The organism is Streptomyces sp. NPDC043853, assembly GCF_056436025.1.
The window spans coordinates 1-24539 of record NZ_JBWKDJ010000004.1; the positions used below are offsets into that span (position 1 = coordinate 1).

Genomic DNA, 24539 nt, shown 5'->3' on the forward strand with positions numbered 1-24539 from the left:
TACTGACCCTCGCGGGCTTTCCTCCGGGCGCTTCCTTCGTTCTTGCGTTTCCGACTCTATCAGATCTTTTCCGACCCGATTTCCTCGGCGCTTTCGGGTTCCGGCGCTTTCGCGCTTTTCCCTTCCGGCGATTCCGACTCTATCAGAGAATCTCACCGGGTTTTTCCGGCTTCGACATCCGACAGGATTTCGGAGAGTGTGCTCCAACTTTGGAATTCGATTCCGAGTTCGGGAGCGAGTAGAGACTTTAGTTGGTGACGATCGGACTGTCCAGTCCGACGCAACCGTTCGAATCTACCTCCCCGCGCCGACGGTGTCAACAGTCTTTGCGGGACGACGAGACACTAGCAGGAGAGCGGGGCCGGGCGCACATCGAGGCGGTCATGCCGCCGTCGGCAGCTGGTCCGCCCGGTCCGCGGCCTCCACGTCTCCCGTCTCGCCGGCGCGGGCTGCGCGGCCGCCGAGGACGTAGACGTAGAGGAAGAAGAGGGCCTCGGCGACGATGCCGATGGCGATACGGGCCCAGGTCGGGAGTCCGGACGGGGTCACGAAGCCTTCGATGAGGCCTGAGACGAACAGCACGGCTGCCAGGCCGATCGCCATGCCCAGGGCCGCGCGGCCCTGTTCGGCGAGGGCTTCGCGGCGGGTGCGGGGGCCCGGGTCGATGACCGTCCAGCCGAGGCGGAGGCCGGTGCCGGCCGCCACGAACACCGCGGTCAGTTCGAGCAGGCCGTGCGGGAGGATCAGGCCCAGGAACACGTCGAGCCGGCCGGCGGAGGCCATCAGGCCGAAGCCGACGCCCAGGTTCGCCATGTTCAGGAAGAGGATCCACAGCACGGGGATCCCGAGGAACGCGCCCAGGACCAGGCACATGGCGGCTGCCTGCGCGTTGTTCGTCCACACCTGGGCGGCGAAGGAGGCGGCCGGGTGACTGGAGTAGTAGGTCTCGTACTCGCCGCCCGGGCGGGTGAGGGCCTTCAGGTCCTCCGGAGCCGCGATGGAGGCCTGGACCTCGGGGTGCGTCGCGATCCACCAGCCGATCAGGACGCCCAGGGCGACGGACAGCACCGCGGTGGGCCCCCACCAGCGGCGGCTCCGGTAGACCGCGGCGGGGAACCCGGCGGTGAAGAAGCGGGCCGCGTCGCGCCAGGAGGACCGGCGGGCGCCGGTCACGGTCGCGCGGGCCCGGGCGACCAGCTGGGTCAGCCGGCCGGTGAGCATGGGGTCGGGAGCGCTGGACTGGATGAGCGAGAGGTGGGTGGCGGTCCGCTGGTAGAGGGAGACGAGCTCGTCCGCCTCGGCGCCGGTGAGCCGACGGCCGCGGCCGAGGAGCTGCTTCAGCCGGTCCCACTCGGCGCGGTGTGCGGTGACGAAGACGTCGAGATCCATTCGTTTGCCGCTCCCCTGCCCCGTCGGTTGTCCACAGCCCTTACTCGGGCTGTCGTCAGCTTGGCAGACTTGAAGACCAAGGGGCAGGTCAGGTCTGCGGTGAAGGGTGGGCTTCGGTGAGTGGTCTGGTGACGGGGGACGCGGTCGTCCTCGGGCTGCGGCCGGCCAGGTTGCCCAGCCGGGCGCTGGCGATCATGCTCGATCTGGTCGTGTATTTCGTCGGGTACGTGCTGATCACGCTCGGCATCGCCGTCGCGACGGCCTCCTTGGACGAGGCCGCGCAGGCAGCGATCGCGGTCGGGTCGTTCGTGCTGATCCTGGTGGGTGTTCCGATAGCGGTGGAGACGCTGTCGCACGGTCGCTCGCTGGGGAAGCTGGCCCTCGGCCTGCGGGTGGTCCGGGACGACGGTGGTCCGATCCGGTTCCGGCACGCGCTGGTGCGCGGGGCCATGGGCGTGATCGAACTGCTGCTGACGTTCGGGATGATCGCGGTGATCGCTTCGCTGGTGTCGGAACGGGGCCGACGTCTCGGGGACGTGTTCGGCGGGACGCTGGTGGTGCGGGAGCGGGTACCCGGGGCCCGGGTGCTGCCGGTGCCGCCCCCGCCGCCCTGGCTGGCCGGGCAGTTCACGGGGCTCGACCTGTCGGGCGTACCGGACGGGCTGTGGCTGGCGATACGGCAGTACCTGACGCGGATGGGGCAGCTGGATCCGCAGGTCGGCGCGCAGATGGCGGCGCGGCTGGCGGATGACCTGGTGGCGCGGACGGGGGCGGTGCCGCCGCCCGGGATACCGGCTGCCGCCTTCCTGGCCGCGGTGGTGCACGAGCGGCAGTCGCGCGATGCGGCTCGCGCCTTCGGCTCGGGGGCGGCGGGCAACGGTGTGGGGGCGGGGCCGGGTGCTCCCGCTGGTCACCCGTCGGCCTCCCCTTATGCAGGGCAGTCGGTGGCCCACTCCGGGCAGCCCGCGCCGTATCCCGCGCCGCCCGCGCCCCATCCCGGGCAGCCGGTGCCCGCCCCGGGCGGGATACCCGGCGATCCTGTCGGGCCGGTCGCTGCCGGGCCGGTCGCTCCTGTGGTGGCCGCACCGGCTGCGTCGGCTGTGCCGGCCGGTCCCCCGGCTGCTCCGGCCGCCCCGACTTCTCCGGGCCGGAAGACCGGGTTCGCGCCGCCTGCGTGAGGGGCAGCTCGGTGGCGTCGTCGGTGTGATCATCTAGCCTGCTCGGCATGTCAGTGAATATCGGATTCGGCTTCCGGGTCACGAACATCGCCGATGAGGCGCAGGCTCAGGCGATCATCGTGGAGCTCCGCGGGCTGATGGCGGACGAAGGCATCGCCGACCAGGTCGGGATGGCGGTGGAGGAGGACGGGGCCTGCCTCGTCGTCGGGGAGACCCGTTTCCCGCTCATCGTCAGCCGTTCCTACCTCTGGTGCCCGGAGTTCGAGAAGTCCTTCGCCTGGTACGTGAAGGAGGCGGCGCCTGCGGCGACGGGCGTGCTGGAGTGGAACTACCCCGACGAGGAGTACTGACCGCCTGGGCCGTCAGTCCGTGGGGAACACCGAGGGCGGGGTCTCCAGGTGTTCGAGTTCGATGCCGGGGGCGGAGAGGACCACGTCTCCGGCGATGTGGACGGTGTGGACCTCGCCGGTGTCGAGGGAGGTGACCCGGTATTCGTCGACGGCGAGCGGGCCGCTGTCGGTCGGGTGGGTCTCGGTGGCCAGCAGGGCCCATGCCTGGTCGACGGTGAGGGGTGCCAGGACCGGGTCGGTGAAGCGGACGAGGCGGACCCGGGTGGCGGGGGCGCCCGGGGTCAGGCGCAGCAGCCGCGCGGTGGCGATCAGGAAGGCGGGGGAAGTGCCGGTGAAGGCGGGGGCGCGGACGTTGCCCTCGGTGGCCTCGGTGCCGGTGGGGTCGGTGCGGACCCAGGTGACCCCGTCGATGGCGGCGCCGCGCACCTGCCAGCTCGCGGCGTTGAGTTCGAGGCGGATGGGGCGGCCGAGCTCGTCCAGGGCGAGGTCCACGGAGCCGGCGTGCTCGCCGTCCGGGGTGGTGAGCTGGGAGACGTAGCGCCAGCCGGAGGGGCCGGGGGCGCAGTGGAAGTGCTCCTCGCCGAGGGGGGTGTGGTCGTGCGGGTCGTGCAGCGAGTAGCGGCCGCGGGGCATGGGGCGGGTCCTTGGGTACGGGGAACGGGGCAGGCCCCCGGCATGGCTGCCGGGGGCCTGACTCGGGTTCCGCTGATCGGCCGATCGCCTCAGCGGTGGGCGATCGGCGGGTGATCAGTAGCGGTAGTGGTCCGGCTTGTAGGGGCCGTCGACCTTGACGCCGATGTAGTCGGCCTGCTCCTGGCGGAGCGTGGTGAGCTTGACGCCGAGGGCGTCGAGGTGGAGGCGGGCGACCTTCTCGTCGAGGTGCTTGGGCAGCACGTAGACGCCGGTCGGGTACTCCTCGGGCTTGGTGAACAGCTCGATCTGGGCCAGGGTCTGGTCCGCGAAGGAGTTGGACATGACGAACGACGGGTGGCCGGTCGCGTTGCCCAGGTTGAGGAGGCGGCCCTCGGAGAGGACGATCAGGACCTTGCCGTCGGCGAAGGTCCAGGTGTGGACCTGCGGCTTGACCTCGTCCTTGACGATGCCGTCGATCTTCGCGAGGCCGGCCATGTCGATCTCGTTGTCGAAGTGGCCGATGTTGCCCACGATCGCCTGGTGCTTCATCTTGGCCATGTCCGAGGCCATGATGATGTCCTTGTTGCCCGTGGTGGTGATGAAGATGTCGGCGGTCTCCACGACCTCGTCCAGGGTGGTGACCTGGTAGCCGTCCATCGCCGCCTGCAGGGCGCAGATCGGGTCGATCTCGGTGACGATGACGCGGGCGCCCTGGCCGCGGAGCGACTCGGCGCAGCCCTTGCCGACGTCGCCGTAGCCGAAGACCACGGCGGTCTTGCCGCCGATGAGGACGTCGGTGGCGCGGTTGATGCCGTCGATCAGGGAGTGGCGGCAGCCGTACTTGTTGTCGAACTTCGACTTGGTGACGGCGTCGTTCACGTTGATGGCCGGGAAGAGCAGGGTGCCCTCGGACATCATCTCGTAGAGGCGGTGGACACCGGTGGTGGTCTCCTCCGTCACGCCGCGGATGTCGGACGCCAGCTGCGTCCACTTCTGCGGGCTCTCGCCGAGGGTGCGGTTGAGCAGGGTGAGGATGTAGCCGTACTCCTCGGAGTCCGCGGTGGACGGGTCCGGGGCCGCGCCGGCCTTCTCGAACTCGACGCCCTTGTGGACCAGGAGGGTGGCGTCACCGCCGTCGTCCAGGATCATGTTCGGGCCGCCGGTGGGGGTGTCCGCCCAGGTCAGCGCCTGCTCGGTGCACCACCAGTACTCCTCCAGCGTCTCGCCCTTCCAGGCGAAGACCGGGACGCCCTGGGGGTTCTCCGGGGTGCCGTTCGGGCCGACCGCGATGGCGGCGGCCGCGTGGTCCTGGGTGGAGAAGATGTTGCAGGAGGCCCAGCGGACCTCCGCGCCGAGGGCGACGAGCGTCTCGATCAGAACGGCGGTCTGCACGGTCATGTGCAGGGAGCCGGTGATGCGGGCGCCGGCCAGGGGCTGCGTCTCGGCGTACTCGCGGCGGATCGACATCAGGCCGGGCATCTCGTGCTCGGCCAGGGTGATCTCCTTGCGGCCGAAGGCGGCAAGGGAAAGGTCTGCGACCTTGAAGTCCATTGCGTGCTGCTCCTCGTGGTTCGAGAGGGTGGGTACGGCTGGTCCGTGCACCGGCCGGAGGTTTCCGGGAACGGCACACCGGGCGCGGTCCGTCGGAGGCCCTCTCTCCCCTCGGCCGGTCATGGAGACCGCACCGCCTGCCCTCAGCAGCGACGTCTGGCACTGCAAACGAATCTACACCGATCGGACCAGCGGACCCCAGCGGGACTTGGCAGATCTCACGCGCCGGTTTCGGTCATCTGGCGGTTCCGTTCAGGGCCTTTCGGACTTTTGAGGCCCTTCTCGGGTGCGGGACGTCGGGCGGACGCGTTCGGCCGGGGCGTACCCGGCGGCTTGCCCTTTCCGGAAGATCGCTCTCCGTCCATACGATGCCTCGCGCGGCACACCTGTGTACGGAACGCATCCGGGGAGGGGCTTCGTGGAGGACGAGGACGGGAAGGGCAGGGGGCCCGGGCGGGGGCTGGGGTTCGCCGCCTTCGTCCTGCTGCTCCTGGGCGCGGTCGTGGGAGGCGGGGCGTTCGTGGCGGGGCGGGTCCTGTTCACCGGCGCCGAGATACGGAGCCAGCACATGCGGCCCACCTATGAGCCGGGTGACCGGGTCGGGTTCCGGAGGGGCACCGAGGTCCGGCGGGAGGACGTCATCCTGTTCCGGGCCGCCGCCTGGGGCGAGGACTTCAACGCGGTCGAGCGGGTGGTGGCGGTCGGCGGCGACGTGATCGCGTACGAGCGTGATGCCGAGGCGTTCACCTTGAACGGGAAGCCGCTGAAGGAGCCGTATCTGCGCGGGGATCCGGTGGCGGGCACCTTCGACTCCTTCCGCGTGACCGTCCCCGAAGGCCGGCTGTTCCTGATGGGCGACAACCGGACCAGTTCCTTCGACTCCCGCTTCCATCTGGAGGAGGACGACGGAACGGTCCCGGTCTCGGACGTGATCGGCGTCGAGTGGCGGGGAGCGCAGACCGCGATGGCGGTCGGCGGCGCCCTGGTGTTCCTCGCGGGGGTGCAGCTGCTGATCGGTACCGGGCTGGGCATCGCCTGGCTGGTGGTGCGGCGGCGGCCGGTACCGGCCGTGCAGGTGTGGGGATCGGCTGTCCCGGACTGACGCGGAGACGCGGAGGCCCCCCGCGGGCCATGGCTCGCGGGGGGCCTCTCTTCGCTCGTCCGGGCCGGGTCCCGGGCGCTGCGCCCGTCCGGCCGGAAGCGGTGCGGGTGCCTACTCGGCCGTGGCCGCCGTCGCGCCGGCGGCCTGCTCCGGCGCGGGCTCCCGGTAGATGTCCGGCTCCAGGTAGATGACGCGGGCGATCGGGACCGCCTCACGGATGCGCTGCTCGGCGGCGTCGATCGCGAGCGCGACCTGGACCGCGGTGTTGTCGTGCTTCACCGCGATCTTGGCGGCCACCAGGAGCTCCTCCGGACCCAGGTGCAGGGTGCGCATGTGGATCAGGCCGGTGACGGTGTCCCCGTCGACCATGGCGGTCTTGATCTTCTCGACGTCCTCGATGCCCGCGGCCTCGCCGAGCAGCAGCGACTTGGTCTCGGCGGCCAGCACGATGGCGATCAGGATGAGCAGGGTGCCGATGCACAGGGTGCCGATGCCGTCCCAGACGCCGTTGCCGGTGGCGAGGGAGAGGCCGACACCTCCCAGGGCGAGGACCAGGCCGACGAGCGCGCCGAGGTCCTCCAGGAGCACGACGGGCAGCTCGGGCGCCTTGGCACGCCGGACGAACTGGGTCCACGTCAGCCCGCCGCGGAGCTCGTTCGACTCCTTGATGGCGGTGCGGAAGGAGAAGCTCTCGGCGATGATCGCGAAGACCAGGACGCCGATCGGCCAGTACCAGGCCTCGATCTCGTGCGGGTCCTTGATCTTCTCGTAGCCCTCGTAGATGGCGAACATGCCACCGACGGAGAACAGCACGATGGAGACCAGGAAGGCGTAGATGTAGCGCTCACGCCCGTAGCCGAAGGGGTGCTGCGGAGTCGCCTCCCGCTGGGCCTTCTTGCCGCCGAGGAGCAGCAGGCCCTGGTTTCCGGAGTCCGCCAGTGAGTGGACGCTTTCCGCGAGCATCGACGAGGAGCCGCTGAAGAGGAATGCAACGAACTTGGCTGCGGCGATGGCGAGGTTGGCGGCGAGTGCCGCCACGATCGCCTTGGTGCCGCCCGACGCGCTCATGAGTGCGGATGTCCTTTCCTGACCCTGACCCTGCTGTCACTGGTACGGCCGCACATTGTTGCAGCCCCTGGTGATCCCCCCGGTGGGGATGGTGCGCGTCAGGCGATCACGGTGGCGCGGAAGACCGCACCATTTCCGGACAGTTCGGCCTTTTCTCCTGCCGGTACGAAGACGGACTCGCCCGGTGCCAGGGTCAGTTCGCCGACCCGGGCCGAGCCGGCCGTGCAGAGCAGGATCTGCGGGGTGCCGGCCGGGAGGAGGACCGGGGCGGCGGCCGGGGCCAGGTCGAAGCGGGAGAGGCGGAACTCGTCGATCGGGGTCTCGTAGACCTCCTCGCCGTCGCCCTCGGGGCGGAGCAGGGCGGGCTCGGACGCCTCGAACTTCACGATCCTCAGCAGCTCGGGCACGTCCACGTGCTTGGGCGTCAGGCCGCACCGCAGCACGTTGTCGGAGTTCGCCATCAACTCGACGCCGAGGCCGCTGATGTAGGCGTGCGGGACGCCGGCGCCGAGGAACATGGCCTCGCCGGGCTGCAGTCGGACGTGGTTGAGGAGCATGGCCGCGATCACGCCCGGGTCGCCCGGGTAGTGGTGGGCGAGGTCGGCGTAGGGGGCGTACGCGCCGCCGAGGCGGGTGGCGGCGGCGGTGGCCTCGGCCACGGTCTCGGCCATCTGCTCCCGGTCCGCGCTGAGCACGGCGGTCAGCATCTCGCGCAGCGCCGACTCCTCGGGGTGGGCGTGCAGCAGGTCCACGTACGGCTTGAGGGAGTCGACGTCGAGCCCGGAGAGCAGGTCGGCGGCCTCCAGCGGCGGACGGAACCCGCACAGCCCGTCGAACGGGGTGAGCGCGCAGATCAGTTCGGGCTTGTGGTTGGCGTCCTTGTAGTTGCGGTGCGGGGCGTCGACGGGGACGCCTCGGCGCTCCTCGTCGGCGTAGCCCTCCGCCGCCTGGGCGAGGTCGGGGTGGACCTGGAGGGAGAGCGGCGCCCCGGCCGCGAGGATCTTGAGCAGGAAGGGCAGCCGGGGCCCGAACTTGGCTACCGTGGCCGCGCCGAGCTCGCGCTCCGGGTCGGCGGCGATGACCTCGGACAGGGCGGTCTCACCGGAACCGCGGTCGAGGCGCGAGGGGGCGCCCGGGTGCGCTCCCAGCCACATCTCCGCCTGGGGTTCGCCGGTCGGCCGGGTGCCGAGGAGCTCCGGGATCAGGGTGGTGGAGCCCCAGGCGTAGGGGCGGACGGTGTTCGTCAGGCGGTCCATCGGTGGTCTTCCTGGCTTCCTCGGTGTGGGAGGCGCGGCGGGGCACGGGTGCGCTGGTTCGCAGGTGTGCTGCTGCGCCGGGTGCGGGGGTGCGCTGATCGCGCGCTGGGTGCGCCCTGGTGCGGCTGGTGGTGCGAGTGGTGCAGGCAGTACGGGCAGTGCAGGCGGTGCAGATGGTGCAGGCGGTGCAGATGCTGTGGGTGTTGCCGATGCTTCGGGTGTGCGGGGCGGGTGTCCCCTGGTGCGTGCGCGGGTTCGTACGCGGGTACGTACGCGCCTCAGGGGCGGCCCCCGGACGCCAGCGCGAGGTAGGCGGTGGCGAAGTCCGTGATGGCGAGGAGCTCGGCGAGCTGCTCCAGCTCCCCGCCCTCCTCGGGTTCGAGTTCGCTGATGGCCGTGTCGTGGCTGAGGGCGAGTTCGCGGGCGGCGGGGGCGGCGGTGAGCCCGCCGGACGGCCGGTCCCGGAGCAGGACCACCCGGGTGTGCAGGGCCTGCGGCTCCTCGACCCGGTCACGGAAGAAGTCCTCGGGGTCGGCGCCGGCCGCGAAGGCCCCGGCGAGCAGGACGCCGTGGCGGGGCAGCGCCTCGGGCAGCTCGGCGGCGAGCGCGGGGCGGCCGGCCAGCTCGGCGAGGGTGGCGGCGAAACGGCGGCCGGCCGGGGCGGCGCCGGGGCCCTCGCTCCAGATGAGCGGGAGGGAGTCGGCGAGCTCGGCGGCCAGGGTCTTGGCCGGGTTGCTGTACGTGGCGATGGCCGGGCCGCAGCGTTCGGCGGTGCGGTCGAGGCGGTCGGCGACGAGCTGCAGGGTGTCGGGGGCGGCGGCGATCAGGCCGACCTTGTCGAGCAGCACGAGCAGGGGTGTGAGCAGGGCCCAGAGGGCTCCGGGGCCGGCCGCGGCGCTCTCGTCGTAGTCCTCGTACGGGGCCTTGGCCATCGGTACCAGGAGGCCGTGCGCGGCCTCGACGGCTTCGTTGATCGGGGACCGGGGCGGGGCCACGGCGACCACGGTGCAGCCACGGCGGTACGCCTGCTCGACGAGCTGGGCGAGGCCGGGCTCGGTGCCGTCGGTGGTGGCGACGAGCAGCAGGTCCACGGGGCCCGCCCAGCCGGGCAGGGCCCAGCGGAGCGCCCCGGCGGCGTGCGCGACGCCGGTCGGGTGCAGGCGGGTGACCGGGGCGGAGGCGCCGGCGAGGGCGCCCAGGAGGTCGGCCACGCCGGTGGCGGCGGTGCCGGGGCCGGCGATCAGGACGGTCCGGGGACGGCCGTCCGGGCGGAGGTCGCCCAGGCCCGCCTCGGCCGCGTGCCGGGCCGCGGTGCGGACCCGGGCCCCGGCTTCGGCCGCGCCGCGGAGCAGTCCGCGGCGGTCGGCGCGGGCCAGGTCTTCCGGTGCGTCGAGCAGCGACTCGTCCAGCATGCGGGGCCTCCGGTCGGTTGAGTTCTCAGGCTCTCGGATCTCGGCTCACGGATCTCGGCTCACGGCTCTGGGGCGGCGGCGGTCCGTCACCGCCGGCTCGGCCGTTCGCCCGGGTCGGGCGGTAACCCGGCGCGGGTGGCTCACCCGGCCGGGGTGGGTCACCCGGCTCGGGCGTTCGCCCGGGTCGGGCGCTCAGGCGGGGCGGCGGGCCTCGTCCACGAGCAGCACCGGGATGCCGTCCCGGACCGGGTAGGCAAGGCCGCAGTCCGTGCCGGTGCAGATCAGCTCGGGCGTCTCGGCCTTGGTCTCGTCCTGGAGGGGGGAGTGGCAGGCCGGGCAGGCGAGGATCTCCAGGAGGCCGGCTTCGAGCGGCATGAGGGGTCCCTTCGGGATACGTATGAGGTTGGGCCAGGTCAGCGTACCGCCAGGGCTTGCGGGGCGCCGCCCTGAACTCGGCGGGGGTTGTTTCCGGGCCGGGTGGGTGTCGGCCATTGCCGTGGCCGTGGGCCCCGCCCGTCGGCCGTGTGGGCAGGCGTGCCGCAGGGCGATGGGGGTCCCCCCTGCTCGAGCGAAGTCGAGAGCTTGGGGGAGGGTGGGCACACGGCACCCCGGTCCCGCGAGGGGCGCGCAGCCTCCCTCGGCCCCGACCCCGCTCACGGGGTCGGACCCCGTCCGGGCGGAGCTCCGCTCGTGGCGGTGCCGGGTCCGGCGAAGCCACCGCCCTGGCCGGGCCCGGCTGCGCGCGGAGCCGGGGCAACGCTTCGGTGGGGCGGGAGCGCAGCCCGCTGGGCGGCGTTCCGGTGTGCCCACCCTCCCCCAAGCTCTCGACTTCGCTCGAGCAGGGGGGACCCCCATCGCCCTGCGTGCCCACACCTCCGGCGGAGGTGCCTGCCCACACCTCGGTGGGGGCAGGCGTTCTGCTGGACCCCAGCCCCCGGGAGGGTCAGGCGCGGATCAGGGAGAGGGCTTCGTCGCGGATGCGGGTGAGCGTTTCGGGGTCGCGGGCCTCGACGTTCAGGCGGAGCAGGGGCTCGGTGTTGGAGGCGCGGACGTTGAACCACCAGTCGGCGGAGGAGACCGTCAGGCCGTCGAGCTCGTCCAGTTCGACGCCCTCGCGGGAGCCGTACGCCTCCTTGACCGCGGCGAGGCGGGCCGCCTGGTCGGCGACCGTGGAGTTGATCTCGCCGGAGCCGGCGTAGCGCTCGTAGGAGGAGACCAGGGCCGAGAGCGGGCCGTCCTGGGTGCCCAGGGCCGCGAGGACGTGGAGGGCGGCCAGCATGCCGGTGTCCGCGTTCCAGAAGTCCTTGAAGTAGTAGTGCGCCGAGTGCTCGCCGCCGAAGATCGCGCCGGTCTTCGCCATCTCCTCCTTGATGAAGGAGTGGCCCACGCGGGTGCGGACCGGGGTGCCGCCGTTCTCCTTGACGACCTCCGGGACCGACCAGGAGGTGATCAGGTTGTGGATCACCGTGCCGGTGCCGCCGTTGCGGGCCAGCTCGCGGGCCGCGACCAGGGCGGTGATCGCGGACGGGGAGACGCCCTCGCCGCGCTCGTCGACGATGAAGCAGCGGTCGGCGTCGCCGTCGAAGGCGATGCCCAGGTCGGCGCCCTCGGCCCGGACCCGGTCCTGCAGGTCCACGATGTTCTTCGGGTCCAGCGGGTTGGCCTCGTGGTTGGGGAAGGTGCCGTCCAGTTCGAAGTACATCGGGACGACGGAGAGCGGGAGGCCGTCGAAGACCGAGGGGACGGTGTGGCCGCCCATACCGTTGCCCGCGTCCACGACCACCTTCAGGGGGCGGATGGCCGACAGGTCGACCAGGCCGCGCAGGTGGGCGGCGTACTCGGCGAGGACGTCCCGCTCGGTGACGGTGCCCGGGGTGCCGGCCGCGGCGGGGGCGCCGGTCTCCGTCCACTTCTCCACCAGGTTGCGGATGTCCGCGAGGCCGGTGTCCTGGCCGACCGGGGCCGCGCCGGCCCGGCACAGCTTGATGCCGTTGTACTGGGCCGGGTTGTGGGAGGCGGTGAACATGGCGCCCGGCAGGTCGAGCGCGCCGGAGGCGTAGTACAGCTGGTCGGTCGAGCACAGGCCGATCAGGGTGACGTCGGCGCCGCGGGCGGCCGCGCCGCGCGCGAAGGCCGCGGACAGGCCGGGCGACGAGGGCCGCATGTCGTGGCCGATGACGATCGCCGTCGCGTCCGTGACCTCGACGAACGCCGCCCCGAACAGCTCCGCCAGAGTCTCGTCCCACTGGTCCGGGACGACTCCGCGTACGTCGTACGCCTTGACGATGTTCGAAAGATCAGCAGCCACTGCCTGCCCTCCACCTGGGGTCCTGTCCGTCCGGACAACCTACCCTGCCGGGCGGGGGCCTTCAGCAGCGCAAAAGCGTCAGGAATCCGGCGAACGCAGTACGCGCAGATGGCCGCGGCGTGTCTCGTTCCGCTGCGCCGCGCCGGACCGGCCGCTGCCGCCGGCCTCCGCCGCCCGGCCCTGGGGGCGGGCCGCCTCGCGCACGGCGTTGGCCAGCGCTTCGAGGTCGTCCCCGCTCGGGCGGGATGGCGCGGAACCGTCGGACAGGCGTACGACTTCCCAGCCGCGCGGCGCGGTCAGGCGCTCCGAGTGCTCGGCGCACAGGTCGTAGCAGTGGGGTTCGGCGTAGGTGGCGAGCGGGCCGAGGACTGCGGTCGAATCGGCGTAGACGTACGTCAGTGTTGCGACGGCAGGGCGGCCGCACGCGGTGCGCGAACAGCGACGTACAAGGCTCACGACGTTGGACGGTACCGCACTCTTGACCGGGCCGCGACGACTCCGGGTCAGCTCACTCCCCCGTGTCGTGGCGCGATCCCGTCCGTGAGGGCTCGGAGCCGGGCCCGCGGCATGCCTGGCCCGGTCGTTCCCACTGCCGGAACCCGCCTGGAATGTCCGCTGTGCGTCATCCGCTCACCGGCGGCGGAATCGGGCCCTTCGGGGGCCTCCGGGAGCTACCCTGCCGGGGTGATGGACACTTCCCCGCCGCAGCCCACAGAGCCCCGCCCCCGCCGACGCGACCGGCACGGCCGGGGCATGCGCGGGCCGGTCGCCCCGCCGCAGGTGCCGCTGTCGGCCAGCCGGGCCGAGCTCTTCGGGGATCTGGTGCAGGACTCGGTCGAGCGGCTGGAGCGGCGCTGGCCGCAGCTCGCCGAAGTGGAGTTCATGGTCGCCGAGGTCCCCGGGGCGCCGGGCGGCGCCGACACCGGATGGAGCGACGAGGCCGTGCCGCTGGGCGGGCTGGTGGAGCCGCGCGAGGGTCGGCCGGCCCGGATCATCGTCTACCGGCGGCCGGTGGAGATCCGTTCGAAGACCCGGGACGACCGGGCCCTGCTGGTGCACGAGATCGTGGTGGAGCAGGTGGCCGAACTGCTCGGGCTGTCACCCGAGACCGTCGACCCCCGCTACGGGCAGGACTGAGCCCCCTCCGCCGGGCCGGTCGCCTTCCGCGGTTCGGATGCGTCAGTCCCGCTCGTCGTCCAGGACCGTCAGGTCCTGGGAGGCCTCGGGGACGGAGACCGTGCCCCGGTCGTCGGTGAGCGGCTGCACCGTGAAGAACGGGGTGCCCTCGTGCGGCAGCGACAGGGTGCGGGCCGCGTGCACGGGGCCACCCGAAAGGGTCTCCACGGTCAGCGCGTACGAACCCTTGGCCCCGCCGCCCGGTACCGGCGGGGGTGCCACGGCGAGGGTGGTGCCGGCCTTCACCGTGTACTCCTGGCTCGCGGGCTCGCCGCCCTGCGTGCCGGGCGAGGCGGTGACGCGCACCTTGGTGTCGGTGCCCACCGCGGTGAGCGAGAGGGTGGTGGCCCCCTGGTCGGTGCGGTTGTCGGCGTTGGTGGCCCGGGCGGCCACCGGGCCGGCGGCCGGGACGAAGCCGAGTTCCTGCTTGGCTCCGGTGCCCCGGACCACCCTGAGCGCCGCCACCACCGGGACGGACTTCTTCGAGTCGGCGGGCGTCAGCACCAGCGAGCCCGGCTCTCCGCGGGTGACGTCCTTCAGGTCGAGGGAGGTGGTCATCCCGGCCTTGACGTGCAGCTGCTCGCTGCCGGCCGGGCTGATCGAGCCGCCCGGCCCGGCCAGCCGGACGCGTAGGTCGGCGTCCTCCTCACCGGGGACGTGGGCGACCAGCCGGACCGAGGTCGCGTCGGCCGGGATGCCGGGCAGCACCAGGGAGCCGGCGGGGTCGGCGGAGGCGGGCAGCCAGTCGGCGCCGACCCCGTCCTCCATGACCTGCGCCGAGGCCCCGACGCGGCCCGAACGGGTCGTCACGTGGGCGGTGATGTCGGGCAGCTGAGCGGAGGTCAGGGTGCTCAAGAGCACCCGCACCGAGGACTTGGGGCCGACCCGGATGTTCTCCCCGCTGCCCTGTTCCGCCTTGACCCGGCCTTCCGGACCGAACAGCTCGATGTCCACCACGGCCGGGGTGTCGTCCGCGTTGGTGAGGTGGACGTAGTCCTGGCGGCCCTGGGAGGTCGCGGTGCCCGGGAACCAGAAGTCGGTGCCGGGCGGGGTGCAGGCCAGACCGAGCAGGCCGCGGGCCTGCCCCACCGACACCTTGGTGGTCTGCTGGGCGGTCCAGCCGGGGGCGAGGGAGCCGTCGGCGGTGCCGGTCAGGGCGGGGGCCTCGGCCCCGGAGGCGGTGGCGCCGACCGGCTTCCCCGCCTCCTTCAGCTCCAGCAGCGGCTTCTGCTCCTTGGTGGCGCCCAGCAGGCGGGCGGTGCCCTTGCCGGCCGCCGCGCCGGCCGCCCCGCCGACGGGCGTGACGGCGGTGTAGGCGGTCTCCGCGATGTCCGACCCGGAGGGGGCCGGGCAGACCAGGGCGGACCGCTCCACGGGCCGGCGGGCGGCCGCCGCACCGGCCCCGGCAGCCGTGGCCGACGGGCCGTCGGGGGCGGTGAGGGCGGCGACTCCGGTGAGGGCGGCGAGCGCGGCCGCCGCGGCCGCGAGGGTCAGGGGTGCGCGCTTCACTGCCGGTGGCTCCCGTCCGGACGCGGCTGCTGGTGGCCGATCGGCTGTCCGTATGCGTCGTACTGCTGCCCGTAGGACTCGTGTTGCCCGTACGGATCCTGCTGCTCGGGCTGCCCGTACGGGTCGCCGTACTGTCCGTGCTGTCCGTGCTGTCCGTGCCGGTCCTGGTGCCCGTACTGGTCCTGGTGCCCGTACTGGTCCTGGTGCCCGTACCGCTCGTGCTGCGCGTGCTGCTCGTACGGGTACGCCTGCTGCCCGAGGTGGGCTCCGTAGCCGGGGTCCTGCGGCTGCCCGTTCCCGGTGTGGTCGGAGTGGACGCCGTGAACCGGCTCCCCGTCCGTGCCGCCGTCCGCCGCGCCGGAGTAGTCGTAGCCGTACGTGTCCTGCGGGTACGGCACCTGCGCGGGGATCTCCGCGTACGGGTCGGCCTGGACGGGCGCCCCTGCGTCCGCCGCCGGGTCGGCCGCTCCGGCTCCGGCCCGCAGGCGGCGGGCCCGGCGGCCTTCGCCGGACTCCCCGCCGCCCGCACCGTCGGCGCCGGTGCCCTCCTCGTCGGGGAGGTCGTCGTCGAGCTGACGTCGGCGGCCGGGCAGGGCCAGCACCAGCAGCACGACGGCGAGCAGGGCCTGCGCCCAGTGCCAGGCGGTGCCGGTGGCGGTGTCGGCGTGGACGAGGTCCAGGCGGCCGCCGGAGGCGGGGAGTTCGAAGCCCTGGGCCCAGCCGTCGAGGGTCTTGGCCCGCAGCGGCTCGCCGTCCAGGGTGGCCCGCCAGCCGGCGTCGGCGCGGTCGGCGATCCGCAGGGTCCGGCCGGGCCCGCCCGCGGGGACGGTCGTGTGGGCCTCGACGGGGCCGGAGGCGACCGGGATCGGGGCCTCGCCGGGCTTGCCGGAGAGGATCACGGCGCGGGCGACCTGCCGGTCGACCCGCCAGAGGGCGCTGCCGTCGAGCTGGCTCAGGCGGCTCAGGCCGGGGGTGGCGTCGAGGACGTGGCGGAACTGCTCCGGCGCACCGTCGCGGACCAGGACGTAGCGGACGGCGAAGGCGCCGAGCTGGTCGGTCTGATCGGCGCCGGAGCCGGCGACCAGGCTGGAGACGACCTTGTCGAGGCGCTGGTCGCCGCCGGTCGCGGCGGCGAGTTCGGCGTCACCGAGGCGGCCGCCGGAGCCGCGGACCAGGGTGTAGGAGACGGCGGCGGTGGAGCTGTTCCCCTTCGCTCCGCCGGCGGGACGCCCGCCGAGCACCAGGGTGCGGGGCTGGTCGCGGGTGCCGCTCTCCTCGGCGACGAAGGCCGGGACCTGTACGGGGTCGCGGCGGTCCAGCGGGCCGTCGGCGCCGACGGCCGTCCAGCCGGCCGCGCCGAGCAGCGGGCCGGCCACGGCGGCCAGGGCGATCAGCGCGGCGAGCGGCTGGCGCCAGCCGAAGCCGTGGGCGGCGAGCCGGTCCTTGGCGCCGTCGGCGCCGACCGCGGCGGCGGCCAGCAGGGCGAGGCCGTAGACGAGGGTGGCGGGGCCGGCCCAGCCGGTGCGGTTGGTGAGAACGGCGAGGAGGAGTCCGGTGAGGGCGGCCGCCCAGGCGGTCCGGACGGCGAAGGCGCGCCCGTCGCGGAGCAGGGCGGCCAGCGCGGCCAGGACGATGCCCAGGAGCAGCAGCCCGCCGCCGGTCTTGGGGCCGCCGGGGCTGATGCCGAGCAGGTCGAGGGCGGTGGCGGCGCCGCCGCCGTACGGGAGTCCGGCCTCGCGGAGGAAGCGGTCGGGGTGGCCGAGCAGGGTCAGCGACCAGGGGGCGAGGAGCAGCAGCGGGGTTGCGAGGAGGGCGGCGTGGCGGGGGGCGTACGTCTTCCATTCCGCGCGGCGCAGGACGAGGGCCGCGGTGCCGAGGGCGGCGGCGAGCGGCCAGAGCGCCGGGGTGAAGGCGGTGGCCAGGGTGAGGAGCAGGCCGTAGGTCCACACGGCGCGCCAGCTGCCGCGGTCGCCGTCGGGGTCCCCGGCGGCGGCGAGTCCGTACGCGGAGACGCCGGCGCGGGCGATCGGCGGGAGGAGTACGGCGAGGACGGCGGTGCCGACCCGGCCGCCGGCCAGGGCTCCGGTGACGGCGGGCAGGAAGGCGTAGGCGACGGCGGCCCAGGCGCGCACCAGCCGGGATTCGACCAGCGGCCGGGAGGCGAAGTAGGCGGTGAGTCCGGCGAGCGGGACGGAGCACACCAGGAGCAGGGTGAGGGCGGCCTGGGTGGAGCCGAGGAGCACCGCGGAGAGCGCGGCGAGGACGGCGAGGTAGGGGGGCGCGCCGGCGGTGGAGCCGGTGCCGACGGGGTGCCAGTCGTCGGCGTACGTGCGCCAGAGGTCGCCCGCTCCGGCGGGGGCGGGCAGCAGCGCGCCGCCCATCAGGGTGCCGCCGCCCAGCAGGGAACGGCAGGCGACGAGGGAGACGAGCAGGAGGAGGGCGAAGAGGACGGGGGCGGGGTTGCGGGCGATCCGCTTGAGGCGGGCGAACTGCTCGATGTGGAGGTAGTCGGCGTCGTCGCCGCCGGGGCCGGATTCGAGGCCGCCGCCGTGCCGGCCGGCGCCGGTGGTGTCTCTGTCACGGCCGGCGCCGAGGTGGCCGGCGAGTTGTTCGACGTTGGCGCGGAGGGTGGCTCCGGGCGGCGGGAACAGCGGGCGGAGTTGCTTGGCGGCCACAGCGGGGCCGGCTGCGCGGCTGCGTCTGCGTCGGCCGGTGAGGATCCGGCCGGGGCGGAGCAGGGTGCTGAGGAGTCCGGTGAACTCGTCGACGGCCTGGCCGGGGGTCTTGCCGACGAGGTAGCCGAGGGTGCGCAGCAGGGTGCCGAGGACCAGCCGGACCAGCACCCAGGGGAGGACCCTGCCGGGGGTGTTGACGAGGACGGTGTAGGCGGCGCCGGCCTTGTCGACGCGGTGGGGGCCGACCGTTCCGCGGCCGGCGCAGTCGACGGTGCGGCGTTCGCGGGCGGCGGCCTCGGCGTGGCGGAGGACGGCGTCGGGGGCGACGAGGACGGGGTGGCCGGCCCGGTGGGCGCGCCAGCAGAGGTCGACGTCGTCGCGCATGAGCGGGAGGCGCCGGTCGAAGCCGCCGAGGGCCTCGTAGACGTCGCGGCGGACGAGCATGCCGGCGGTGGAGACGGAGAGGACGGTGCGGACCTGGTCGTGCTGGCCCTGGTCCTGTTCGCGGCGGTCCAGGCCGGTCCAGCGGCGGCCGCTGTGGGCGATGGTGACGCCGGCTTCGAGGAGCTGCTTCTTGTCGTACCAGCCGCGGAGTTTGGGACCGAGGATGCCGGCGTCGGGGTTCTCGTCGGCGACGCGGAGGAGTTCGGCGAGGGCGTCGGGTTCGGGAGCGCAGTCGTCGTGCAGCAGCCACAGCCACTGGACGGGCTCTCCGTGGGGGAGTTCGGGGAGGTCGTAGGTGTCGTCGCGCCAGGTGCGGCTGACGGGGTCCCAGCCGCTGGGGCGCTTGAGGTAGGGGAGGTCCTCGGGGGTGAGGACGGGGGCGGTGCGGGCGGCCTCGTCGACGGCGGCGCCGAAGGAGGTGCGGCGGGCGAGGTGGAGGATGCTCTCGTCGCCGAGGGCGTCGGCCAGCAGCCGGGCGGAGTCGTCGGCGCTGCCGGTGTCGGCGGCGACCCAGTTCTGCACGGGGCGGTCCTGGCCGAGGAGTCCGGAGAGGGCCTGCGGGAGCCAGCGGGCGCCGTCGTGGGCGACCAGGACCGCCGTGACGACGTGCCGCGGGAACGCCGGGGGGGCTGTGGCGGCGGTTGCCTGGTGGGGGTGCAGGGACATCGCGGTACGGGCCCTCCGGCTGGGGGTCCCCCGGACGGGTCCGGGGTGGGTCCGGGGGTGTGGGCCCTCGGAGTCGGCTGGACAGCGCCCCACACTAGCCTTTGGAAGGGCCTTGGAATGCGGCGGTCCGCCTCCAGCGGGGAAGGTGCAGGAGGCGGACCGTTTGCTCTGTTCGCTATGTGTGCAATGCGTGCTGCTCGGCGGTCGGGACCGATCAGACGGCGGCCTTTTTCAGACGGCGACGCTCACGCTCGGACAGACCACCCCAGATGCCGAAGCGCTCGTCGTTGGCAAGGGCGTATTCGAGGCATTCGGAGCGGACCTCACAAGCGAGGCAGACCTTCTTGGCTTCCCGGGTGGAGCCGCCCTTCTCGGGAAAGAACGACTCGGGGTCGGTCTGGGCGCACAGAGCGCGCTCCTGCCATCCGAGCTCCTCGTCCGCCTCCTCGACCAGCAGTTCCTGAAACAGCTCGGTCATGTGCGCCCCTCGCTCTGTCTGTGCGTCCCCGTGGTTGCCGTGCCCGGTCTGGCCGGAACGACACGAGTGAAATTACAAGTGTGTGGATCCGGGGCAGTCAAGCCGAGATCTGCTATTGGGCCCCTTATTCACTCTGCGGAACCAAGCCTATGCAGAAAGTGTTCATATCGCCAAAAATCGTGACACTTGCCGCAGGGCGCCTCCGCTTGTCGATCACACTCGGGCCGACGCGTCACCCTCCTGTGTGGTTGCAATCCGGCCACAGAAGCGGCGGAGATCACAGTCCGGTCACGAAGCGGCGTGCGTGTTTACGAGCGCGATCGCTCCGCCACATCCCCGACCCCCCACTGCACAAACCTTTCTCCGCGCACAGTAACCGGATGAGGTGAATCTTTTCTCGCAAAGCGGACATTGGGTTGACAGTCCGGCCCCCGAGCGGCTCCACTTGTCCGCATGTCAGTGACCGCAGCCGCCACCCGGACCCCCGTTCGTGGGTTCCTGCGTGCTGCCCAGGGTCTCTGTTGCTGTCGCGGCTGTTGAAGCCTCCGCACCCCCTTCGCGACCGCCCACAGCACCCCCCGCGCCCCGCGCCACTGACTTCCGCCGAGGAAACCCGTGAACAACGACAGCGACCTCCAGATCGCCGGCGACATCCTTGAGGTCCCGCACCTGCTGCAGCCCGCCAAGGAACACCCCACCACCGTGGCCGAGTTCATCGGCCTGGCCCGCGAGATCGCCGCGGACCGCGCCGCGTGGGAACACCTCGTCGAGTACGACGCCACCACCCGCTGGTACCACCGCCTGCGCACCGGGCCCGGTTACGAGGTCTGGCTGCTCAGCTGGGTCCCCGGCCAGGGCAGCGGCCGCCACGACCACGGCCGGTCCTCCGGTGTGCTGACCGTCCTCGACGGCGAACTCACCGAGCACGGTCCGCGCGGCGGGCGCACCCTCGCCCCCGGCACCCAGCACGTCTTCGCCCCCGGCTATGCCCACGAGGTGGTCAACGACTCCCTCGACGGCGCGGTCAGCCTGCACGTGTACTTCCCCGGACTCACCGCGATGCCGATGCACGACATGCCCCGGTGCACCCCGGCCGCCCTCTCGCCGGTAACCGCCTGACGGTGATCACGGCCGTGACACACTGCGCTGCATGCGCATTGTTGTTCTGGCCGGCGGCATCGGCGGCGCCCGTTTCCTCCGCGGACTGAAGTCGGCGGTCCCCGACGCGGACATCACCGTCATCGGCAACACCGGTGACGACATCCACCTGTTCGGGCTGAAGGTCTGCCCCGACCTTGACACCGTGATGTACACCCTCGGCGGCGGCATCAACGAGGAGCAGGGCTGGGGCCGCACCGACGAATCCTTCAAGGTCAAGGAAGAGCTCGCCGCGTACGGGGTCGGGCCCGGGTGGTTCGGGCTCGGCGACCGCGACTTCGCCACCCACATCGTCCGCACCCAGATGCTGTCCGCCGGATACCCGCTGAGCGCCGTCACCGAGGCGCTCTGCGACCGCTGGCAGCCCGGCGTACGGCTGCTCCCGATGTCCGACGACCGGGTGGAGACGCACGTCGCCGTGACCCTGGAGGGCGAGCGGCGGGTCATCCACTTCCAGGAGTACTGGGTGCGGCTGCGCGCCTCGGTGGACGCCGAGGCCGTCGTACCGGTCGGGGCCGAACAGGCGAAGCCGGCTCCCGGAGTCACCGAGGCCCTCGCCGCCGCCGACGTCATCCTCTTCCCGCCGTCCAACCCGGTGGTGTCCATCGGCACCATCCTCGCCGTGCCCGGCATCCGCGAGGCCGTCGCCGCGTCCCCGGCGCCCGTGGTCGGCCTCTCCCCCATCGTCGGCGGGGCCCCGGTGCGCGGCATGGCGGACAAGGTGCTGGCCGCCGTCGGGGTGGAGTCCACGGCCGCCGCCGTCGCCCTGCACTACGGGTCCGACCTCCTGGACGGCTGGCTGGTGGACACCGCGGACGCCGCCGCCGTCGCCGAGGTCGGCGCCGCGGGCATCGAGTGCCGCGCCGTACCGCTGATGATGACCGACCTCGCGGCGACCGAGGCGATGGCGCGGGCCGCACTGGACCTGGCGGAGACGGCCCGGTGACCGCGCCCTCGTACGAGGTGCACGCGGTCCCCGGCATCCCCGAGGTCCAGCCGGGCGACGACCTGGCGAAGCTGATCGCGGCCGCCGCCCCGGACCTGCGGGACGGCGACGTCCTGCTGGTCACCTCGAAGATCGTCTCCAAGGCGGAGGGCCGGATCCTCGCGGCCGGCTCGCGCGAGGAGGCGATCGACGCGGAGACCGTACGGGTGGTCGCCCGCCGGGGCCCGCTGCGGATCGTGGAGAACCGGCAGGGCCTGGTCATGGCGGCGGCCGGGGTCGACGCCTCGAACACCGCGGCCGGCACGGTGCTGTTGCTGCCCGAGGACCCCGACGCCTCGGCCGAGTCGATCCGGACCGGGCTGCGGGCCCTGCTCTCGATCGAGGTCGGCGTCGTCGTGACGGACACCTTCGGACGGCCCTGGCGGACCGGCCTGACGGACGTCGCCATCGGGGCCGCCGGCGTCCAGGTCCTCGAGGACCTGCGCGGCGGCACCGACGCCCACGGCAACCCGCTCAGCGCGACGATAACGGCCACCGCCGACGAACTGGCCGCCGCGGGCGACCTGGTGAAGGGCAAGTCCACCGGCTGCCCGGTGGCCGTCGTACGCGGCCTGGCCGGCCTCCTCGGCCAGGGCTCGGCCCGGGACCTGGTCCGGTCACCGGCCGACGACATGTTCCGGCTGGGCACCTCCGAGGCCGTACGGGAGGCCGTGACGCAGCGCCGGACAGTACGCCACTTCACGGACGAGCCGGTGGACCCGGGAGCCGTCCGGCGGGCGGTCGCCGCGGCCCTCACCGCCCCGGCCCCGCACCACACCACCCCCTGGCGCTTCGTCCTGCTGGAGTCGGCGCAGTCCCGCCACGCCCTGCTCGACGCCATGCGGGACGCGTGGATCGCCGACCTGCGCCGCGACGGAAAGCCCGAGGAGTCCATCACCAAACGCGTCCGGCGCGGGGACGTCCTGCGGAACGCTCCCTACCTCGTCGTCCCCTGCCTGGTCACCGACGGCGCGCACCACTACGGCGACGCCCGCCGCGACGGCGCCGAGCGCGAGATGTTCGTGGTGGCGGCCGGCGCGGGCGTGCAGAACTTCCTGGTCGCCCTCGCCGGGGAACGGCTGGGCTCGGCCTGGGTGTCCTCCACCATGTTCTGCCGTGACGTGGTCCGCGACGTCCTGTCCCTCCCCGCGGACTGGGACCCGATGGGCGCCGTCGCGGTGGGCCACCCAGCAGCCGCCCCGCCGGACCGCCCGCCCCGTACCCCGGAGGCGTTCATCGAGGTCCGCTGAGGCCGGCGCTCACCAGGCGGCGATATCGGTCCGCCGCATCTTCGGAGCCCGACGCGGCGGAACCCGCCCCGAGAGCAGGATCAGCCGGGCCGCACGGTGCCGCTGCCCGGCGTAGGGGGCGAGGAGCCCCAGCATCTCCTCGTCGTCCGCGTCCGGGTTCCCGGCCAGCGCGTACCCGACGATGCCGGGCAGGTGCAGATCACCGGTGGTGACCGCGTCGGCGGCACCATTGCTCCGCTGCAGCGTCTCGGCGGAGGTCCAGGGGCCGATGCCGGGCACGGCCTCCAGCCGGCCGGCCGCCTCCGCGAGCGGCATGCGCGCGGCTTCCTCCAGCCGCGGTGCGACGCGGGCGGCCCGGATGATCGTGGCCGAACGTTTCATGTCGACACCCGCCCGGTGCCAGTCCCAGGACGGGATCCGCGTCCAGCCCCGCGCGTCGGGCATGACGTAAAGTCCCTGCCCGGGAACGGGCCCCGGCGCGGGCTCCCCGTGCTGCCGCACCAGCCGCCGCCAGGCGCGGTACGCCTCGTCCACGGTGACCTTCTGCTCCAGGATCACCGGGATCAGACTCTCCAGGACCAGCCCCGTACGCGTCAGCCGCAGCCCGACGCGGCGCCGGTGACTCGCGTGCACCAGACGGTGCCGCGGGGTGAACCCGGCGGGATCGTCCTCGGCACCCATCAGCGCGGGCAGCCCATCGAGCACCCACTCCGCCCCGGGCCCCCAGGCATCGGCCTCGACGGCACCCCCGTGCTGCGACACCCGGATCGTGGCGGCCCCCTGCGGCGTCAGCGTGGCCCGCCACACCGACCCGTCGGCCGTCGTACGGAAGGTGGGATCGGCCGGCCCCCTCCGCAGCGGCCCCAACGTGAGCCCCAGGTCCGTGGGCCCGTCCGGCACCCAGACCCGCCGCTTCGCCCCGGACCGCGCCCTCCCGCCCACCTCCCGCGGAACGGGCACGTCGACCCGCCCACCTCGCGCGGCGGTGGGAGTCAGCGGATCGAATCGGCCTGCCACCCCTCGAGCGTAGCCTCGCCGACCCCTCGACACGGCCGGACCCCTCACGCCCCGCATCCGCCGTCCGCCGAAAGCGAGTAGCGATCGTGGGCGGCCCACGACCAGCCCCAGGCGGGCCGCATCCGCCGGCCGGCAGGAGCACGTAGCGATCTGATGCGCCCGGACCGCCCTGGATTACGTAGATCTGATCCACTTCACTCAAGCGCCCGCCCGGAGGGCGGCCGGCCGAGCGGCAGCCGCCGCCCGTGCCCGCCAACGCCGAACCCAGGCGGCCTCGGTCCCCCCATGCCATCCCCCGGGGGCCGCCCGACAGTCCTTGTCGTTGCGTGACGGTCGTCGGCGTCAAGGGTGGCCCAACGGGCCATCGGCTTGCCGACGCGACCAACGGGAGCGCCCTTGACGCCGGCGGCCGGCACGTAATGACACTGGGACTGACGGGCAGCCCCCGGGCACCCGCTCGCCCCCGCCCAGCCGAACCCGGCTCCGTACACGCGGCGGGGGTCCCTGCGGGGCGATTCCCCCACCCCGCCCCTTCCCGAAACTGGGGCTCCGCCCCAGGCCCCGTCTCGGGCCCTGCCCAGCCCCCGTCCCGCGGCTCCGCCCCAAACCCCGTCCCGGGGCTCCGCCCCAGACCCCGTCTCGGGCCCTGCCCAGCCCCCGTCCCGCGGCTCCGCCCCAAACCCCGTCCCGCGGCTCCGCCCCAGGCCCCTTTCCGGGGCTCGGCCCAGCCCCGTCCCGGTCTCCACCCCAGCCCCCGTCCCGGTCTCCACCCCCGGCCCCGTCCCAGGGCTCCGCCCCCGACCCCATCCCGGGGCTCCGCCGCCCGGCCCCCTCCCAGGGTTCCGTCCCCCAAGGCCACTTCGCCCACGCCCGGGGCCGGAGTCGGTCACTCCCACCCCGGCCCCGCCCCACTACGTCGTCGAGCTCAATACCG

The 24539-nt window shown here is 73.4% G+C and carries 20 protein-coding genes; 7 read left to right on the forward strand and 13 right to left on the reverse strand.

All coding sequences use genetic code 11. The features are described 5' to 3' along the window. Nucleotides 1–381: 381 nt before the first annotated feature. Nucleotides 382–1389: a stage II sporulation protein M gene (locus AC067U_RS12250; protein ID WP_478829596.1), complete on the reverse strand. Its 1008-nt coding sequence runs from the start codon at nt 1387–1389 to the stop codon at nt 382–384. A gap of 116 nt (nt 1390–1505) precedes the next feature. Between AC067U_RS12250 and AC067U_RS12255 the strand changes: the two genes are divergently transcribed. Next, complete coding sequence (locus AC067U_RS12255) at nt 1506–2567, forward strand: RDD family protein (protein WP_478829597.1); 1062 nt, start codon at nt 1506–1508, stop codon at nt 2565–2567. Between the two features lie 47 nt (nt 2568–2614). Continuing rightward, nucleotides 2615–2917, forward strand: coding sequence for a hypothetical protein (locus AC067U_RS12260; RefSeq protein WP_478829598.1), 303 nt, complete (start codon nt 2615–2617; stop codon nt 2915–2917). Nucleotides 2918–2929: 12 nt separating this feature from the next. Here AC067U_RS12260 and AC067U_RS12265 read toward each other — a convergent pair whose 3' ends face one another. Beyond that, a complete protein-coding gene (locus AC067U_RS12265) occupies nt 2930–3550 on the reverse strand; it encodes a hypothetical protein (protein ID WP_478829599.1) in 621 nt (206 codons plus the stop codon). A gap of 114 nt (nt 3551–3664) precedes the next feature. Beyond that, complete coding sequence (gene ahcY, locus AC067U_RS12270; RefSeq protein ID WP_478829600.1) at nt 3665–5101, reverse strand: adenosylhomocysteinase; 1437 nt, start codon at nt 5099–5101, stop codon at nt 3665–3667. Nucleotides 5102–5519: 418 nt separating this feature from the next. Here ahcY and lepB point away from each other — a divergent pair, with 418 nt between their 5' ends. Beyond that, the gene (gene lepB / locus AC067U_RS12275; RefSeq protein WP_478829601.1) at nt 5520–6203 is read left to right on the forward strand and encodes a signal peptidase I; all 684 of its coding nucleotides are present in this window, start codon (nt 5520–5522) and stop codon (nt 6201–6203) included. Between the two features lie 111 nt (nt 6204–6314). On the opposite strand, the gene AC067U_RS12280 is transcribed toward lepB, so the two are convergent. The 6 genes from AC067U_RS12280 to AC067U_RS12305 form a co-directional block, all read right to left on the reverse strand. After that, nucleotides 6315–7271, reverse strand: coding sequence for a cation diffusion facilitator family transporter (locus AC067U_RS12280; RefSeq protein WP_478829602.1), 957 nt, complete (start codon nt 7269–7271; stop codon nt 6315–6317). A gap of 98 nt (nt 7272–7369) precedes the next feature. Then, nucleotides 7370–8527 carry a mannose-6-phosphate isomerase, class I gene (gene manA / locus AC067U_RS12285; RefSeq protein ID WP_478829603.1) on the reverse strand — a complete coding sequence of 386 codons (1158 nt, stop codon included), beginning with the start codon at nt 8525–8527 and terminating at the stop codon, nt 7370–7372. A 278-nt stretch (nt 8528–8805) separates the two neighbouring features. Further along, complete coding sequence (locus tag AC067U_RS12290) at nt 8806–9939, reverse strand: SIS domain-containing protein (protein WP_478829604.1); 1134 nt, start codon at nt 9937–9939, stop codon at nt 8806–8808. Between the two features lie 192 nt (nt 9940–10131). Next, entirely contained in the window at nt 10132–10314 is a 183-nt protein-coding gene (locus tag AC067U_RS12295; RefSeq protein WP_393573055.1) for a Trm112 family protein, read from the reverse strand. Between the two features lie 568 nt (nt 10315–10882). Then, nucleotides 10883–12247 carry a phosphomannomutase/phosphoglucomutase gene (locus AC067U_RS12300; RefSeq protein ID WP_478829605.1) on the reverse strand — a complete coding sequence of 455 codons (1365 nt, stop codon included), beginning with the start codon at nt 12245–12247 and terminating at the stop codon, nt 10883–10885. A gap of 78 nt (nt 12248–12325) precedes the next feature. Continuing rightward, on the reverse strand, nt 12326–12754 hold the full coding sequence (locus tag AC067U_RS12305) for a DUF3499 domain-containing protein (protein ID WP_478830092.1): 429 nt from the start codon (nt 12752–12754) through the stop codon (nt 12326–12328). A gap of 180 nt (nt 12755–12934) precedes the next feature. On the opposite strand from AC067U_RS12305, the gene AC067U_RS12310 reads away from it, so the two are divergent. Next, the gene (locus tag AC067U_RS12310) at nt 12935–13384 is read left to right on the forward strand and encodes a metallopeptidase family protein (protein WP_478829606.1); all 450 of its coding nucleotides are present in this window, start codon (nt 12935–12937) and stop codon (nt 13382–13384) included. A 42-nt stretch (nt 13385–13426) separates the two neighbouring features. Here AC067U_RS12310 and AC067U_RS12315 read toward each other — a convergent pair whose 3' ends face one another. The 3 genes from AC067U_RS12315 to AC067U_RS12325 form a co-directional block, all read right to left on the reverse strand. Beyond that, a complete protein-coding gene (locus AC067U_RS12315) occupies nt 13427–14932 on the reverse strand; it encodes a DUF5719 family protein (protein WP_478829607.1) in 1506 nt (501 codons plus the stop codon). Next, nucleotides 14929–18717 (reverse strand): glycosyltransferase, encoded by a 3789-nt coding sequence (locus AC067U_RS12320; protein ID WP_478829608.1) that lies wholly within the window; start codon nt 18715–18717, stop codon nt 14929–14931. The genes AC067U_RS12315 and AC067U_RS12320 overlap by 4 nt, the downstream gene beginning before the upstream one ends. A 214-nt stretch (nt 18718–18931) precedes the next feature. Beyond that, complete coding sequence (locus tag AC067U_RS12325) at nt 18932–19195, reverse strand: WhiB family transcriptional regulator (protein ID WP_003983763.1); 264 nt, start codon at nt 19193–19195, stop codon at nt 18932–18934. Nucleotides 19196–19810: 615 nt separating this feature from the next. Between AC067U_RS12325 and AC067U_RS12330 the strand changes: the two genes are divergently transcribed. From AC067U_RS12330 to AC067U_RS12340, 3 genes are read left to right on the forward strand one after another with little or no spacing between them, the layout of a single operon-like run. Next, nucleotides 19811–20314, forward strand: a complete 504-nt coding sequence (locus tag AC067U_RS12330) for a cysteine dioxygenase (RefSeq protein ID WP_478829609.1) — start codon at nt 19811–19813, stop codon at nt 20312–20314. Between the two features lie 31 nt (nt 20315–20345). Then, the gene (cofD, locus tag AC067U_RS12335; RefSeq protein WP_478829610.1) at nt 20346–21299 is read left to right on the forward strand and encodes a 2-phospho-L-lactate transferase; all 954 of its coding nucleotides are present in this window, start codon (nt 20346–20348) and stop codon (nt 21297–21299) included. Then, complete coding sequence (locus AC067U_RS12340; RefSeq protein ID WP_478829611.1) at nt 21296–22588, forward strand: coenzyme F420-0:L-glutamate ligase; 1293 nt, start codon at nt 21296–21298, stop codon at nt 22586–22588. Before cofD ends, AC067U_RS12340 begins: the two co-directional genes overlap by 4 nt. A 9-nt stretch (nt 22589–22597) precedes the next feature. On the opposite strand, the gene AC067U_RS12345 is transcribed toward AC067U_RS12340, so the two are convergent. Then, nucleotides 22598–23605 (reverse strand): DNA-3-methyladenine glycosylase family protein, encoded by a 1008-nt coding sequence (locus AC067U_RS12345; protein WP_478829612.1) that lies wholly within the window; start codon nt 23603–23605, stop codon nt 22598–22600. Between the last annotated feature and the right edge of the window lie 934 nt (nt 23606–24539).